The following is a 14,342-nucleotide window of genomic DNA, read 5'->3' on the forward strand; positions in this document are numbered from 1 at the left end:
TCAGTCATCTCTATCAGACGACTTAAACAATTATACATTCCTGTGTTTCTTTTGTCAACCCTTTTTTTTAATTTAATTTCAATCAATCGATCTCATTAAATCAATTCCGGAAAGACAACAAAATTTATTTTACCAGCTATCAGCAAAATGTCAACTGTTATTTTTCATTTTCTAAAAATGAAGTCTGTCCAAGGTTTTACTGACGACTACCGCCAATGCTCCGCATATTCGTTAGAGCTTGCCCATACAATGGTACAAACATCTGGAACGAGGTGGGCCATCAATGATTTGGATTATTAATAGCAAGAAAGTTAAAAACATACTGCTGCTTGTTATTGCCGCTTTTTTTGCAGCACTGATCTTATTTGTACAGAAACAAGATACGGATGTCTTTACACCCATCAAACAATCCGGTGCACTCTCAAAAGTCATGACAAACCAAAAGCAAATTGCTCTAACGTTTGACATTAATTGGGGTGATCAACAATTGCCACTCATTTTAAAAACGCTTCGCGCGGAACATGTCAAAGCCACTTTTTTTATTTCCGGTGAATGGGCTGAACGTCATCCCAATTTTGTCCGTGCGTTGTTGAGAAATGGTCACGAGGTGGAGTCGCATGGCATGAGGCATGATGATTATACCCAGTTGAATGCCCAGAAAGTACGTTCTGACATCATTTTTGGCAATGAAGCAATTTATAAAACCAGCGGAGAGCGTCCGGAAATGATCCGTCCACCTTTTGGCAAACTAAACAAAGATACATTGACTATTGCCTCTGGATTGAACCAGCAACTGGTACTCTGGAGTGTCAATCCACACGATGAAACCAACCCCGGTTACAAAGAAGTTGTGGGCCGCGTTCTTGAGCGTGCAGGAAAAGGCGACATTATTAAATTACATGCCTCTGATGTAGCCAAAAGTACAGACCGAGCCCTGCCCTTGATCATCAGAGAACTGGAGAACCGCGGGTTTACTTTTGTTACCGTAAAGAGTCTTATTTCCAACGCACAGTCAAAAAGCAAGCTGATGGATTAGCAACGAGCAACTATTGCTGTTTTTCCTGTTCTTTTTTGAGCGTGTCGACAATTGCGTCGGATAGTTGCTTTTTAAAAAGGGGACTGGCCATCAACTCTGCAATACTTTTATCAATCTGCTGGCGGAAAGGCTTTGTTCTCAATAAGCCCAAATATTGTTGCTGCAGTTCAGGAGTTTTCAGGATATCGAGCATCATGCCCTGATACCCAGGGTCTTTCATCATTTGTTTTAACAGTTTCTCATTTTCACTTTCCATGGTCTTGGCCAATTGCTCTGAGAAGTCCGGATCTTGGAGCATTTTTTGCCATAGTTTTTGTCCTTGCTCTGTAGTGAGTGTCTGGATCAGTGTCTTGCGTACCGCCTCGTCATCGAGTACAAGCGCTTGCTTAAATTCGCGGTCTTTCAACATGTCCTGAAAGACTTTTTTCCCATCGTCGGTCTTCAGCATATCCAGCACCATTTTTTTATTTTCCTGATAACTCGGCAGTTTCTGCTGACTCCCACATCCCGCCAGACCAATAAGCAGGCAGACACATAAAACCAAAGAACCCACTTTCGCCATCATCTTTCCTCCTTGATCACCCTTTCATTGCTTAATATGTGTGCGTCTGAGATTATTATTCGACAGCACGACAAAAATATTCAGGCACTTGCCTCGATAAAAAAGAGGCAATTCCCGGCGCTTCTTTGAAGGAACGCATAAAGCCTCCGTTGCCTCCTGGCTCACTGTTTTCACAGATCTCGCCTTAATTCAGTCGCGCAAAACCCATTCAAAAATGTGCGAAAAAAGGGTGTCTCACAGTCCATAGACTTTTGAGGCACCCTTTAAGGTTCATTAATTATTTTGTTAATTTGTTGATCACCGTGTTCGCAATCTGATCATAGATCGGTGCAATCGGATCATCTTCGAAATATACACCCGGAGCAAAAATACCTTGCTTCGGTTCAGGTTGCGTGAGCGGGACGCGACCAAGTAAGTCTGTACTTAAAAGATCGCTGAGCTTATCCCCGCCACCTTTTCCAAATACGTACTCAACTTCTCCAGTCTTCTTACTCTTATAGTAGGCCATATTTTCAATAACACCGAGAATCTCATGCTCGGTGTGCTTCGCCATCTCACCTGCTCGTGCTGCGACAAAAGCGGCAGTAGGATGTGGTGTCGTGACGATAATTTCTTTGGAATGGGGCAGTTTGCTATGAATATCCATCGCTACATCACCTGTTCCCGGTGGAAGATCAAGGACAAGCACATCCAGTTCGCCCCAGTCCACATCATTAAAGAAGTTATTAAGCATCTTCCCAAGCATCGGGCCACGCCAAATCACCGGCGAGTTATCCTTTACAAAGAAGCCCATGGAAATGACTTTAATACCCAAACGTTCAACCGGCATAATTTTACCGTCGACAATCTCCGGACGATTCTCAATGCCCATCATGTCAGGTACACTAAATCCATAAATATCCGCATCAAGCAGACCGACCTTCTTTCCCTGCCTTGCCAATGCCAAAGCAAGGTTAACGGACACAGTTGATTTCCCGACACCGCCTTTACCGCTGGCCACTGCGATAAACTCAGTCTTTGAACCCGATGCAAGCAGTGTTTGCTTTTTCACCGGGAATCCACCCAATTTCTGAATGGCCTCTTCACTAAGCACATCAAATCGAATTTTAACTGATGATGCACCCTGCTCCTTTAATTTTGAGGAAATTTCCAATTGGATCTGCATTTGTTTGACCTTATCTTGTTTTGACAAGGCAACGTTAAGAACAATACGCCCTTCTTCAATAGATAGTTCTTTTAATGCTTGCGTTTCATATAAATTTTTATGTAAAAAAGGGTCCTGAACGGTTTTCAGTACGTCCAACACCTGGCTTCGATCCATCATTGTCTCACCATCTTTCCAGTAATTACACCTTCAGTATAGCAAAACTTGATTCGAAAAACCTACTTTTTGATACCACAAAAATTAATCGGATGGGATTTTTTCATTCGTGAAGTAACGCATGATGCCTTGGCTGATTGATGCAGCTGCTTGCTTTTGGTATGTGGACTGCTCCAGCAACGCACGTTCTTGTGCGTTTGATAGGAATCCAACTTCAACTAATGCCGACGGCGCTTCTGCCTTTTTCAGTAAATACACATGACTGATCGGTTTGGCAAAACGAGTAGTATTGCCAAGGTTTCGTTTCAGTGAATCTTGAATAAACAATGCAAGCTTACGGTTTTCATCGAACTTTGGGTGATAAAAGGTTTGCGCACCATGAAGGCTAGGCATCGGAATCGCATTCATATGCACACTGACAAATGCGTCCGGATGTGTTTTGTTGATGAGTTCGGCCCGGCGAATCAGATCCTGTCTCTTATGGCGACCACGATAATTTTCATCTGAAAGATCGGCATCAGTTTCTCGTGTCATCACCACAAGTGCGCCGGACTCCTGAAGATAGTTGCGCAAATCTTTGGCAATTTTTAAGTTAATATCCTTTTCTTCTGTATCCCCGCCTACCGCCCCACCATCCGGACCACCGTGACCGGCGTCAATGACAATAACGCGTCCGGCAAGCGGCATATGCCAACGCTCGCTTGCATGCCAGCTGACCAGCCACTTGACACCTGCCAGCGTTACAAAAGACAGCACCACGATCATACATCCCATAAACAGCCATCTGCGTTTCAATCAAATCCCCCCACAACGGCAAGCCTGTCTCTCTCTCATATATATGGACAAAGCTGCTAATTATGCGGGGAGTTCCGCGTTAATGAAGCTTTAGCCTCCACCGTTTTAAAGACGCCTCATAACCATCCACCCACCAATTGTATAAATAACTCCTGCATGTTTCCTGTAAATCATCAAATGATTCGTGCTCAGTCCCCCAGAATAACCAGAAATCATAAAAATCATCTAAGAGTGCATAAAATTCGGGCTTGCTTCGCGCAAAAGCTTTTTCCATATCTTCCCCATAAAAGCCAAAGCGTCCCATTGAAGATCCGAGCAGAAATCCTTCTAAAGCAAATTCTGCGCACATTTCTTTGCCGGTTGAGCCCGCTGTTGGGATCAGTGCCAAATACCGTTCAAAGTAACGCAAAACGGATGTTTCAATTTTAGAAAATGATAAATCCTGAAGCGCACGTCTTTCTGAAACCAACTGTTTATGCCGCTGCTTTTCTTTAAAATTCATCACAATGCCCATCATTGTTCCTCCTTTCTCTCTTTATCATCAAGCAAGGCACAGACAATCAAACGTAACAGCTTTTTCCAGAGCATCGACACGAAGCCGGAAAGTAGTGGTAGCATTTTTTGTGTGGACGATTTTTTACTTAAAGTGGGGACACGATCCGTGATAAAAAGAAGTGCGGGTTGATCATGCCAAATGTTTAGCGTTGCTGAAGCTGCGTTGAGCCGATGAAGTCCATGACGGATAAAAAAAAGAATCGTTTCATGTCGGCGAAGCCATGTCTCTGCGACCTATGCCTCGCATCTCGATGAAGTGCTCCCTTTCATCCAAGTTGGTCTCAATACATCAAAAAATAAGGAGACTAGTCATTAAATACAGGTGTTGATTGTACTCGAAAGCGCCCGACCACATTTGAGTCGAGCGCTTTGAAGTTCCCCACGTTCCAAATTCACTCTATTCGTTATATTTTCCGATGTGTCCTCATAGTTTATAGTAAAAACTTTATCGAGGTTGTGATCATGATGCCCTCTCGTCAAATCAACATGGCAGAAGCTGAATTAAGAAATCATCTGAGGATGTTATGGGAACAACATGTCTTCTGGACACGACTGGTCATCAGTGGAATTGTCTTCGATCTACCTGACCTTAAGTCCACAACAAACCGGTTACTTAGAAATCCCAAAGATTTTGAACAGGCGTTAGCTCCTTTATATGGTCCTGCAATCGCTTCACGGTTTGCCTCATTATTTACGGAACATCTGGTCGTGGCCGCCCAACTTGTTCAAGCAGCAAAGGCGGGGAATAATACGGCCGCAGCAGAAGCCGAGAAAAAGTGGTATGCGAATGCCGATCAAATTGCCGCATTTCTCGGCAGCATCAATCCCTACTGGTCGGCAAAAGACTGGCAAACGATGCTTTATAACCATTTAGAGATGACAAAGACCGAAGCCGTTAACTTCTTAACCAAAAAATATGAGGATAGCGTTACGGTCCTTGATCAAATCGAACAACAAGTCCTGCAAATGGCCGATGTGATGGCCTATGGAATTGCCCGACAGTTTCCCGCACAGTTTTCTTAACACACGGAAACAATGCATTGACCCCACACCAAAAACGGGCACATTGACCATTCATCTGTCTGATGCACTTATCCCTTGCGATGCATATGATGGAATATCATGTGATAAGGAGGGAAATCAAGATGAGTGAATACTCTGGCTCCTCAAAGAACAATAGCTTTGCGTTAATCGTTGTATTGTTCATCCTTTTGATTATTGTTGGTACTGCATTCTGCTACTAATTATTAATTGGAGCACTCCACTATCGGCACCCATGCAGTACTCCGCAACTCACTATCGGTTGGGGCACCAAGCTTGGTGCCCTTTTTGCATACAAAAATTAATGACGTACAATCTCATACAAAAAAACACCTTAAGAGGTGCTATGGTGATCATTTAAATGATTTATTTTCTAAAACTTGAATGTTTTTCGCCGTGGTTCTTCCGGCTTTTTTGGTGTAATCAACGAGATGAATAATATCCTTGTAACATTGCTTAGCCCCAATGACAAGCAACGGTACCCCTAGAAAATCTATTTTAAGCCATCTGGATAATAGGCCACCTAGAGTCATTACAAACGGAACAGTTGGGGATGTATTAGAAAAAATGATTTTTTCATTTCCATTATACTTTTCCTGTAACATTATACTCATATTATTCACAGCGGGCAGTAAATGCTTGGAAGCTCCGCGTCCTAATGTATAAACAGAATTTCCATCGTCATCTGTTCCATGATAAATAATTTTCCCCATATCGGAAGAGTTCAGTTCATTGAAATAGGGTACAGATAAAATTTCCTGTTTTGTTAGCTTACGATCTTTGGGTATTAACTTTAAATGGTAAGCCGCAGCAAGTGCTGTAGTATGCGTACCGCCAAAATCATTATATATGTAAATCATCGTATCATCCTTCATTGTTATGATCTTCAGATACCATTATCTCCGCTTAGTCATTGAATTAACCCATTTGTGTACGATCTATGCAAAAGATAAATACGATGCAATGGGCATTACCACAACTGCGACGCCTACAGTGAGGTTCTGAACGATAATTACTTGTTAGGATCGATCTTCATGCTTCTATTTATAACTACATATACAAAAGTGGCCGATATCCATCCTATGATTTGGGACCACTATAACAAAACGATTTTCAATTAGCGGCCAAGGCACTGCGATGATAATGCTACACAAAAAGAGGGTTCGAATTCGAACCCTCTTTTTGTAATTGATTTAGTTACGTTGGTCTCTAGAGTTTTTCTTTTCTAGTTCTTCATCAAATTGCTCATCGAGTTGTTTTGAAAACTCAACACGATTTGCGTCGTTTTTAAGTTTTTTTTGATCATCAAATTTTTTATTGTTGTTGTCTTTAAATCGATCCACTCTGCATCATCCTTTACTTAATTTTTATGACATTTAAAAATGCCATAAAGGTATTTTGGTTAAATTCGCGTGGATTATGTATTTCAAAAAAATTAGCTGTATTTGAAGTTGATTCCATCCCAAATAAAAAAAGAAGACAAAAACAAAACGTATAGACGCTTTAATCAACCGTTCAGGTTCATTCCTTTTCTTTATTTCTCAAAAATTGAATAAAGAGTTCAAGTATGAATCAGATCGTTCAAAATATAACCGGAATGGGATCACTTACTGAACAGGTGATTGCTACTGACTTTCTTATCACAGCAAAATCAGGTGTCAGGAATATTGCCTATGCACTTACAGAAACGTCATCTCCAGAAGTTCGTCAGGTCCTGAAACAATATCTTGATGATGCGATCAATACCCACGAAAAAATTTCCAATTTTATGATTTCTCAAGGCTATTATCACCCGGATAATTTAAGTGAACAGATCAATGTTGATACCAAGGCTACACAAACTGCGTTAAACATCCCACAATCCTAACAAAGTATTTTACTTAACTTACTTAAACAAGCAACACCCATTACTAAGATGGGTGTTGCTTGTTGTATTGCTTCCTATCGCATTTTTTCAAGCGAAGAAATTGAGTACTTAAGGAATTAACACAATTTAACTGTTTACATAACTGCTGAATGAAGCTATAATTTTTCTTCCGCCCCTACTACTCTAACTAGGAGGATGAGAAAATTGGCTAAGACATCTTTAATCGTCAAGCACACTAGAGAACAAAAATATACTGTACGATCCTATACACGTTGTGAATGCTGTGGCCGTCCACATTCAGTTCTTCGGAAATTTAAATTGTGTCGAATCTGCTTCCGAGAACTTGCTTATAAAGGCCAAATACCTGGTATTCGAAAAGCGAGTTGGTAATTGAAATTATTCCTCTGAAAAGAGGGATTTTTTTGTGTACATTTTTCACCGATTTTCTCTTCAGCTATTTCCACCACGTAGATACACGAACAGCTTCTAAACCATTCATTTAGGGTTTTAATACTACCTTAATGCAGTCCTCCTTTTTGTTATGGAAAAGGTCATAAGCTTTCGCAGCATCTTGGAGAGGGAGGCGATGTGTAATGATTGCCGTTGGATCAATTTTATGTTCAGTAATCATTTGATAAAGTTTTGGCATGTAGCCTCTGGCAGGTGCTTGACCTGTTTTTAGTGTAACGTTACGAACAAAAAAGGGCCCAAGCGGAAACATATTATACAGTCCACCGTAAACGCCTGTAATTTGAACCGTACCACATTTACGTACCGCCTTTGTGGCGATTTGGATCGGTCCCAGTGTCCCTCCTTGTAACTTCAACTTTTGTTCAATAAATTCCAAAGGTGATTTCTTACCATCCATCCCCACACAATCAATGACTACGTCCGCTCCGCCGTGAGTGATCTCTTTAAGCGTCTCACCTATGTCGGGATCCTTTGTAAAATCAAAGGTTTCTGTGCGATTTATCTTTTTGGAAAATTCAAGTCGATAATTTATATAATCAACGACAATGACACGCTCCGCACCTTTTTGCCAAGCAAATTTCTGAGTCATTAATCCAACTGGTCCTGATCCCAATACGATCACTGTATCTCCGGCCTTTACGCCTGCATTTTCCACACTCCAATAGGCTGTTGGTAACACATCACTTAGAAATAATAATTCTTCGTCTTCCAGCTCGCAATTTTGTGGAATTTTGAATGGCGTATAGTTTCCAAAGGGAACGCGTAGGTATTCGGCTTGACCACCTGGGTAATCGCCAAATTTTTCAGAGTACCCGAATAAACCTCCAGAATCATAATGAGGATTTGAGTGATCACATTGACTTTCTAAGTGTTGATGACAATACGGACATCGACCACACGCGACTGTAAAAGGGACAACGACCCGATCACCTTTTTGGACGTTTGTTACCTCTGACCCTACCTCTTCAACAATACCCATTGGCTCATGTCCAATAATATATCCTTTCGGTAAGGGAAAGTCGCCTAAATAAAGATGGAGATCCGAACCACAAATTGCAGTGGAAGTAACTTTGATAATTACATCCTCCGGATCCTGAATTTGGGGATCCAAAACAGCTTTCACTTCAATTTTTTGTGCTCCTTGGTAGGTTACTGCTTTCATCAGTTAATCCCTTCAATCCTAATCTTTTGATTATGATCAGTATGGCCTAATTTTTAACGGACAAACCGGAACGTATCAGGAATATATGAACAAAAATTAAAGTTCATCAAAGTGTCGTTACACATCAATTTCAGGTACCAAAAAGGCTCCCAACCAATAAGGTTAAGAGCCCGGAAACATTGATAAATCAGTGTTTTCCCTTCATAAGGAACCATCTCCCCGATTTAAACAAACGAATAAGATCCCTGACGATCCTGCTTCTATAATAAAACCGTGTCAACTGCCCTTTATCTGCACATAGTGCATTATTCAACGAAAGGGAGAGATTTTTTGTGGATCCACAATTAGCTAAACTTCTTCAGCTGACGAGTTTATATGGTACATTAGCCAAGTACTATGAACATATTGACCCTGAAAAACACATTTTCTTTTACAAAAAACACTTCGAAGTCGAATCACAGTTGGTTCACTATTACTGGTCCTTACAACAATCGATGCGGACTCAAACATGGGGTGAACGTGTTCCAGAATAATTTTCATTCATTTTTTAAGAGGAGCCGATTGGTTCCTTTTTTACAAGATAAGAAAGTATTAAAATTTGTGGCCTGCTGATACGGTGCTCCCTCAATAAATTAAGTTCAGGACACGGAAGTGCGTGACGCCTGCGGGAGTGCAGGCCAGGGGAGACCCCGCAGATGACGGTTGATTGAGGAGGCTCCCGGACTGCCCGCGGCAAGCGAGCAGCTGAAGTGTCGTTCAAGCACAAGAGTGATGATTCAAAGCCGCATAGAAGTAACAGGAAAGGACCAGACGTAGTCTTTTTTTTAATTATCCACTCACCAACGTTCACAAATATTTTAGTGATATAAAAAGACATAATCGATACCTACCAATGTTGATGGAAAACTGCTCAAAAATTTCTCGGTCATAGACGTCTGGAGACAACTATGAACATCTATACGCATGTCGCGAAAAAAATAAAAATTGAAGAAGCAGGAAAGTATCAAGAGTACATGAAAAAGAAAAAAGAAAATGAAATGTAGTCAAAATGTAGTCACAAACTGATTATTCAGGTTAAAAAAAGCCCTTTCCGATCTCTCGGAAAGGGCTTTGAAACGTTGATAAATCAGCGTTTTGAGAACTGTGGAGCACGACGTGCACCTTTGAGTCCGTATTTCTTACGTTCTTTCATTCTTGGGTCACGTGTCAGGAATCCGGCTTTCTTCAGAACAGCGCGGTATTCAGGATCAGCTTCCAGCAATGCGCGGGCAACACCGTGACGGATTGCGCCGGCTTGGCCTGTGAAACCGCCGCCTTCTACATTAGCAAGAACATCATATCTGCCTTCAGTTTCTGTGGCAACGAGTGGTTGTTTCAGAATTGTACGCAGTGTTTCAAGATTGAAATATTCGTCAGCATTGCGGCCGTTGATAACAACTTTGCCTTCGCCAGGGACGAGCCTTACGCGAGCGACAGAACTTTTACGACGTCCGGTGCCGTAGTATTGAACTTGTGCCATTATCTATTTTCCCTCCCTGATCAACCACGAAGCGTATAAGCTTCTGGTTCTTGTGCGGCGTGCGGATGTTCCGCGCCTTCGTATACATGAAGTTTCGTAAACATTGTTCTTCCGAGACTGTTGTGCGGAAGCATGCCTTTGATCGTTCTCTCCAGCATTTCACGAGCGCGTGTTGCACGCATATCTTGTGCAGAACGAGCCTTGATACCACCTGGGAAACCGGAGTGGTGAATGTATTTTTTCGTCAGCAATTTCTTGCCGGTTAATTCAATTTTGTTCGCATTGATTATGATTACATGGTCGCCACAATCAACATGTGGTGTAAAAGTCGGTTTTGTTTTACCGCGAAGAATGGCTGCTACTTCACTTGCCAAGCGGCCAAGTGTTTGGCCTTCAGCATCAACAACAAGCCATTTGCGGTCAACTGTAGCCGAGTTGGCCATAAAAGTTGTACGCACGTTCTTTTCCTCCTCTAAGTAAATCCACACATTCAAATTCTGTTCTCTCAGCGACCCACAACCGCTTCGAGATGAAAGCCAAACTTCTTTCAGCTTTCTCACCGTTTCAGTCATCTATTTGAACCAATATCTTTGGGGCTAATAGTGGTCAAATTAGAAATGCCGAAGTATATAATATAATACCCTAGAGCCATTGTCAAGAGTATCAAACCATTTATCGAATGATTATAAAACGTTCATCGATAAGGTTCAGTACGTAACTTTCCACAACGTCAATCCTTGAGGTGGCGCCGTTGCTGAAGCTGCTTGCCGATCCTGTCCTGCAATGATCTCCGAAACATGTTCCGCCGCCATTTTGTGTGTGCCGACATCAAGCAATGTGCCCGTGATAATGCGCACCATCTGATATAAGAAACCACTACCGACAATACGAATAACCGTTTCATCATTATTCTCCGGTTGTATGGACAAATGGTAGACGGTACGGACTTTGTCTTTCACATCGGTATTTGCTGCACAAAAACAGGAAAAATTATGAGTACCGACAATCGCCTCAGCCGCCCGATTCATCAGTGCTAGATCAAGCGGTTGTTTTATATGTGTCGTGTACGTACGGCGAAACAGATCCGGTTCTGTCCGTGTCAGCAGACGATAACGATATTCTTTCATTTTCACAGCGTAACGCGCATGAAATGCATCGGGCACTTCTTCTGCTTCACGAATGTATATATCTTCCGGTAATAGACTGTTCAAGGCCATTGGCCAACGTTCCTCAGGTAGATGCAAAGGCGTATCGAAATGAAAGACTTGTCCAAATGCATGAACGCCTGCATCTGTTCTTCCGGAAGCAGCAATCTTGACCGTTTGTCCATGATGCATCCGTGCCAGAGCTGCTTGTATTTCACGCTGCACGGTACGCTTCCCTGGTTGAACTTGATAGCCATGGAATCCGGAGCCATCGTAAGCTACTGTGCATTTAATCTTTGTCATGCTTCCACCTGCAACTTAATTTCTCATAAAAATCAACACGCATGCGAGCAGTACTATCGATACAAGAAGCAATGTATCGCGCCAACCCCAGTTGAGTTGATGCAACTTAGTACGTCCCGCATCGCCGTGGTAACCTCTTGCTTCCATCGCCATCGCCAAGTCCTCTGCCCGCTTAAATGCGCCGACAAACAAAGGTACAAGCAACGGAACAATAGCTTTGATACGGCTTTTTAATGAGCCACTTGTAAAATCAGAGCCTCGCGCAGCCTGTGCTTTAATGATCTTCTCAGTCTCCTCCAGCAAAGTCGGAATAAAACGCAACGAGATCGACATCATTAATGCGAATTCATGAACAGGCACCTTGATGCGCTTTAATGGGTTGAGCATGCTTTCCATACCATCTGTAATTTCGATAGGTGAAGTAGTCAGCGTCAGCAAAGTGGTCACAACGATGATCACTACAATTCGAATCGCTATAAAAATCGACTGAGTGAGTCCGTTGGTGGTCACATGCAACCACCCCCAACTGAAGAGCACCGTTCCGCCAGTCGCCAGAAAAAGATTAAGTAGAAAAGTAATCAATACTATGATAAATACTGAACGCAAGCCTTTGTAGATAAAAGAAAAATGCATTTTTGACAAGAATATACCAATCAAGCAGAACAAAACCATCAGCATATTTGTTACCCAATTATTCGCTAGGAAAACGATAAGGACAAACAGAAACACACTGATCAATTTAGAGCGAGGATCTAGCTTATGTACATAAGAATCCATGGGTACATACTGACCGATCACAAGATTAAACATGGTCCTTCACCTCATTCAGCAAATCGATCACAGCGTCTGCCGTATCATCAAGTGTAAATGCGGTCACGACTTGTTGTTTCCCCGCCTTTTTCAAAAGCTTACTTAGAAATTCCATGGTTTCCGGAACATCTAAGCCTACTTTTCGTAATAGTTCTACATGAGAGAATACCTCTTCTGGTGTGTCTGCCAAGAGTGGCTTGCCGCCATCCATGGCAATGACCTGATCCGAATAAATGGCCGCATCGCTCATATTGTGCGTCACCATGATGATCGTTAAGTTGAGTCGTTTATGAAGATCGCTGAATAAACTCAAAATCTCTTCGCGACCTCTGGGATCGAGACCTGCCGTCGGTTCATCTAGAATAATGACTTGTGGACGCACAGCAAGAACACCGGCGATAGCTACTCGACGCATCTGACCACCACTTAGATCGAATGGAGACCGATGCCAGTATGCTGCAGGAAGCCCAACCAGTTGAAGACTCTCCTCTGCACGTTTCGTTGCCTCCGAATCAGAGACGCCAAAATTCATCGGACCAAAGCAAACATCTTTGATGATTGTCTCTTCAAACAGTTGGTGCTCCGGATATTGGAACACATAACCGACCTTTTCTCGAAGAGGCTTCAGATCTTGCTTCTTTTGATTTGCATCGATGACAAAATCCCCGACGGAAATTCTTCCCGCGCTGGGTTTTAATAATCCGTTGATATGCTGGACGAGCGTCGACTTTCCTGATCCTGTATGTCCGATTATTGACGTGAATGAGCCGGACGGGATATGAAGGCTGACATCGTTAAGCGCCTTTTTCTCAAATGGGGTCTTTTGACCGTACACATGAGTCACATGCTCGAATGTAATGTCCATAGCTCATCCACCAACTCTTCCTGAAATAATGCACTATCTGTTAAGGGTACTTCTTTGGCGCGCAGCGCGTTACGCATTTTTATTGCAAAAGGCAGATCGAGGCCGACTTTCTTGAGCAGATCCGTTGATTTAAATATGTCGCGCGGCTTGCCTTCACGAACGATCTGTCCATCATTCATGACGAGCAAACGATCCGAATGAATCGCTTCTTCGAGGTCATGGGTAATCGATATGACTGTAAGCTGGTGCTTTTTGTTCAAGTCGCGCACCGTTTGGATAATTTCTCTTCTGCCTTCGGGATCGAGCATTGATGTTGCTTCATCCATAATAATGATTAACGGTTGCAAAGCAACAATGCCTGCAATGGCGACACGTTGCTTCTGCCCACCTGACAGGCGATGTGGTTCTGTCTGTGCGAAAGCCTCCATCTTCACAAGCCGCAACGCTTCGGATAAACGTTCAACCATCACCGCTCGTGGCAATCCATGGTTTTCCATACCGAAGGCAACATCGTCCTGAACTGTTGCACCAACAAATTGGTTGTCCGGATTTTGAAAAACCATGCCTACCAAACGGCGGATCTCCCAGATGGTTTGTTCATCCGCAGTATCGTAACCATTGACCTCTACCGTTCCTTTTTGTGGAATAATCAACCCATTGAGACATTTTGCTAACGTTGATTTTCCTGAACCGTTATGGCCAACAATGGATAACCATTCACCCTTATTGACTGTAAAGTTGATCTCTTTAAGCACCAACGGATGCTCTTCTGAATAACGATATGATAAATCACGAACTTCAATGATCTTCTCCATGTACGCTCTCCACTCCCCTCATGCGCGCCACACCTATTCTTATCTATGTACACGAATAGGTAGGCTATTCGCTCT

19 protein-coding genes are annotated in these 14,342 nt (G+C 42.5%); 6 read left to right on the plus strand and 13 right to left on the minus strand.

Annotation, left to right across the window (positions count from 1 at the left end; all coding sequences use genetic code 11):
* Nucleotides 1-283: 283 nt before the first annotated feature.
* Complete coding sequence (locus NIE32_RS11640; protein ID WP_253077076.1) at nt 284-1,036, plus strand: polysaccharide deacetylase family protein; 753 nt, start codon at nt 284-286, stop codon at nt 1,034-1,036.
* Between the two features lie 10 nt (nt 1,037-1,046).
* Here NIE32_RS11640 and gerD read toward each other — a convergent pair whose 3' ends face one another.
* From gerD to NIE32_RS11660, 4 genes are all read right to left on the minus strand, one after another.
* Nucleotides 1,047-1,601, minus strand: coding sequence for a spore germination lipoprotein GerD (gerD, locus tag NIE32_RS11645; protein WP_253077077.1), 555 nt, complete (start codon nt 1,599-1,601; stop codon nt 1,047-1,049).
* Between the two features lie 274 nt (nt 1,602-1,875).
* Nucleotides 1,876-2,922, minus strand: a complete 1,047-nt coding sequence (locus tag NIE32_RS11650; protein WP_253077078.1) for an Mrp/NBP35 family ATP-binding protein — start codon at nt 2,920-2,922, stop codon at nt 1,876-1,878.
* Nucleotides 2,923-3,003: 81 nt separating this feature from the next.
* Nucleotides 3,004-3,714 (minus strand): N-acetylmuramoyl-L-alanine amidase CwlD, encoded by a 711-nt coding sequence (cwlD, locus tag NIE32_RS11655; protein ID WP_253077079.1) that lies wholly within the window; start codon nt 3,712-3,714, stop codon nt 3,004-3,006.
* 79 nt (nt 3,715-3,793) lie between these two features.
* Nucleotides 3,794-4,231, minus strand: a complete 438-nt coding sequence (locus NIE32_RS11660; RefSeq protein WP_253077080.1) for a DUF2521 family protein — start codon at nt 4,229-4,231, stop codon at nt 3,794-3,796.
* A gap of 500 nt (nt 4,232-4,731) precedes the next feature.
* Between NIE32_RS11660 and NIE32_RS11665 the strand changes: the two genes are divergently transcribed.
* The gene (locus NIE32_RS11665; protein ID WP_253077081.1) at nt 4,732-5,292 is read left to right on the plus strand and encodes an acetylglutamate kinase; all 561 of its coding nucleotides are present in this window, start codon (nt 4,732-4,734) and stop codon (nt 5,290-5,292) included.
* A 122-nt stretch (nt 5,293-5,414) separates the two neighbouring features.
* Nucleotides 5,415-5,513 carry a YjcZ family sporulation protein gene (locus NIE32_RS11670; protein WP_253077082.1) on the plus strand — a complete coding sequence of 33 codons (99 nt, stop codon included), beginning with the start codon at nt 5,415-5,417 and terminating at the stop codon, nt 5,511-5,513.
* Between the two features lie 150 nt (nt 5,514-5,663).
* Here the strand turns inward: NIE32_RS11670 and NIE32_RS11675 are convergent, their stop codons facing one another.
* Both NIE32_RS11675 and NIE32_RS11680 read right to left on the minus strand, forming a co-directional pair.
* A complete protein-coding gene (locus tag NIE32_RS11675; RefSeq protein WP_253077140.1) occupies nt 5,664-6,170 on the minus strand; it encodes a DUF3189 family protein in 507 nt (168 codons plus the stop codon).
* Between the two features lie 333 nt (nt 6,171-6,503).
* Nucleotides 6,504-6,653 carry a hypothetical protein gene (locus tag NIE32_RS11680; RefSeq protein ID WP_253077083.1) on the minus strand — a complete coding sequence of 50 codons (150 nt, stop codon included), beginning with the start codon at nt 6,651-6,653 and terminating at the stop codon, nt 6,504-6,506.
* 224 nt (nt 6,654-6,877) lie between these two features.
* Here NIE32_RS11680 and NIE32_RS11685 point away from each other — a divergent pair, with 224 nt between their 5' ends.
* Nucleotides 6,878-7,177 carry a spore coat protein gene (locus NIE32_RS11685; protein WP_253077084.1) on the plus strand — a complete coding sequence of 100 codons (300 nt, stop codon included), beginning with the start codon at nt 6,878-6,880 and terminating at the stop codon, nt 7,175-7,177.
* Between the two features lie 204 nt (nt 7,178-7,381).
* Nucleotides 7,382-7,567, plus strand: a complete 186-nt coding sequence (locus NIE32_RS11690; RefSeq protein WP_253077085.1) for a type Z 30S ribosomal protein S14 — start codon at nt 7,382-7,384, stop codon at nt 7,565-7,567.
* Between the two features lie 109 nt (nt 7,568-7,676).
* Here NIE32_RS11690 and NIE32_RS11695 read toward each other — a convergent pair whose 3' ends face one another.
* Nucleotides 7,677-8,810 (minus strand): zinc-dependent alcohol dehydrogenase, encoded by a 1,134-nt coding sequence (locus tag NIE32_RS11695; protein WP_253077086.1) that lies wholly within the window; start codon nt 8,808-8,810, stop codon nt 7,677-7,679.
* A 332-nt stretch (nt 8,811-9,142) separates the two neighbouring features.
* On the opposite strand from NIE32_RS11695, the gene NIE32_RS11700 reads away from it, so the two are divergent.
* A complete protein-coding gene (locus NIE32_RS11700) occupies nt 9,143-9,343 on the plus strand; it encodes a hypothetical protein (RefSeq protein WP_253077087.1) in 201 nt (66 codons plus the stop codon).
* Between the two features lie 593 nt (nt 9,344-9,936).
* Here the strand turns inward: NIE32_RS11700 and rpsI are convergent.
* The 6 genes from rpsI to NIE32_RS11730 form a co-directional block, all read right to left on the minus strand.
* Nucleotides 9,937-10,329 carry a 30S ribosomal protein S9 gene (gene rpsI / locus NIE32_RS11705; protein ID WP_253077088.1) on the minus strand — a complete coding sequence of 131 codons (393 nt, stop codon included), beginning with the start codon at nt 10,327-10,329 and terminating at the stop codon, nt 9,937-9,939.
* Between the two features lie 20 nt (nt 10,330-10,349).
* Nucleotides 10,350-10,787, minus strand: coding sequence for a 50S ribosomal protein L13 (gene rplM / locus NIE32_RS11710; protein ID WP_253077089.1), 438 nt, complete (start codon nt 10,785-10,787; stop codon nt 10,350-10,352).
* 249 nt (nt 10,788-11,036) lie between these two features.
* Nucleotides 11,037-11,777 (minus strand): tRNA pseudouridine(38-40) synthase TruA, encoded by a 741-nt coding sequence (gene truA, locus NIE32_RS11715; protein WP_253077090.1) that lies wholly within the window; start codon nt 11,775-11,777, stop codon nt 11,037-11,039.
* Between the two features lie 15 nt (nt 11,778-11,792).
* Nucleotides 11,793-12,587, minus strand: coding sequence for an energy-coupling factor transporter transmembrane component T family protein (locus NIE32_RS11720; RefSeq protein WP_253077091.1), 795 nt, complete (start codon nt 12,585-12,587; stop codon nt 11,793-11,795).
* Complete coding sequence (locus NIE32_RS11725; protein WP_253077092.1) at nt 12,580-13,452, minus strand: energy-coupling factor ABC transporter ATP-binding protein; 873 nt, start codon at nt 13,450-13,452, stop codon at nt 12,580-12,582. Before NIE32_RS11725 ends, NIE32_RS11720 begins: the two co-directional genes overlap by 8 nt.
* Nucleotides 13,428-14,267 (minus strand): energy-coupling factor ABC transporter ATP-binding protein, encoded by an 840-nt coding sequence (locus NIE32_RS11730; protein ID WP_253077093.1) that lies wholly within the window; start codon nt 14,265-14,267, stop codon nt 13,428-13,430. Before NIE32_RS11730 ends, NIE32_RS11725 begins: the two co-directional genes overlap by 25 nt.
* Nucleotides 14,268-14,342 lie beyond the last annotated feature (75 nt).

The organism is Sporolactobacillus kofuensis, from assembly GCF_024125425.1.
GTDB classification, from domain to species: Bacteria; Bacillota; Bacilli; order Bacillales; family Sporolactobacillaceae; genus Sporolactobacillus; species Sporolactobacillus kofuensis.

Coding starts and splice junctions, on each gene's coding strand:
- NIE32_RS11640 (WP_253077076.1), top strand. CDS start 284: ATGATTTGGATTATTAATAGCAAGAAAGTTAAAAACATACTGCTGCTT.
- gerD (WP_253077077.1), bottom strand. CDS start 1,601: ATGATGGCGAAAGTGGGTTCTTTGGTTTTATGTGTCTGCCTGCTTATT.
- NIE32_RS11650 (WP_253077078.1), bottom strand. CDS start 2,922: ATGATGGATCGAAGCCAGGTGTTGGACGTACTGAAAACCGTTCAGGAC.
- NIE32_RS11660 (WP_253077080.1), bottom strand. CDS start 4,231: ATGATGGGCATTGTGATGAATTTTAAAGAAAAGCAGCGGCATAAACAG.
- NIE32_RS11665 (WP_253077081.1), top strand. CDS start 4,732: ATGATGCCCTCTCGTCAAATCAACATGGCAGAAGCTGAATTAAGAAAT.
- NIE32_RS11670 (WP_253077082.1), top strand. CDS start 5,415: ATGAGTGAATACTCTGGCTCCTCAAAGAACAATAGCTTTGCGTTAATC.
- NIE32_RS11675 (WP_253077140.1), bottom strand. CDS start 6,170: ATGATTTACATATATAATGATTTTGGCGGTACGCATACTACAGCACTT.
- NIE32_RS11685 (WP_253077084.1), top strand. CDS start 6,878: ATGAATCAGATCGTTCAAAATATAACCGGAATGGGATCACTTACTGAA.
- NIE32_RS11695 (WP_253077086.1), bottom strand. CDS start 8,810: ATGAAAGCAGTAACCTACCAAGGAGCACAAAAAATTGAAGTGAAAGCT.
- rpsI (WP_253077088.1), bottom strand. CDS start 10,329: ATGGCACAAGTTCAATACTACGGCACCGGACGTCGTAAAAGTTCTGTC.
- truA (WP_253077090.1), bottom strand. CDS start 11,777: ATGACAAAGATTAAATGCACAGTAGCTTACGATGGCTCCGGATTCCAT.
- NIE32_RS11720 (WP_253077091.1), bottom strand. CDS start 12,587: ATGTTTAATCTTGTGATCGGTCAGTATGTACCCATGGATTCTTATGTA.
- NIE32_RS11725 (WP_253077092.1), bottom strand. CDS start 13,452: ATGGACATTACATTCGAGCATGTGACTCATGTGTACGGTCAAAAGACC.
- NIE32_RS11730 (WP_253077093.1), bottom strand. CDS start 14,267: ATGGAGAAGATCATTGAAGTTCGTGATTTATCATATCGTTATTCAGAA.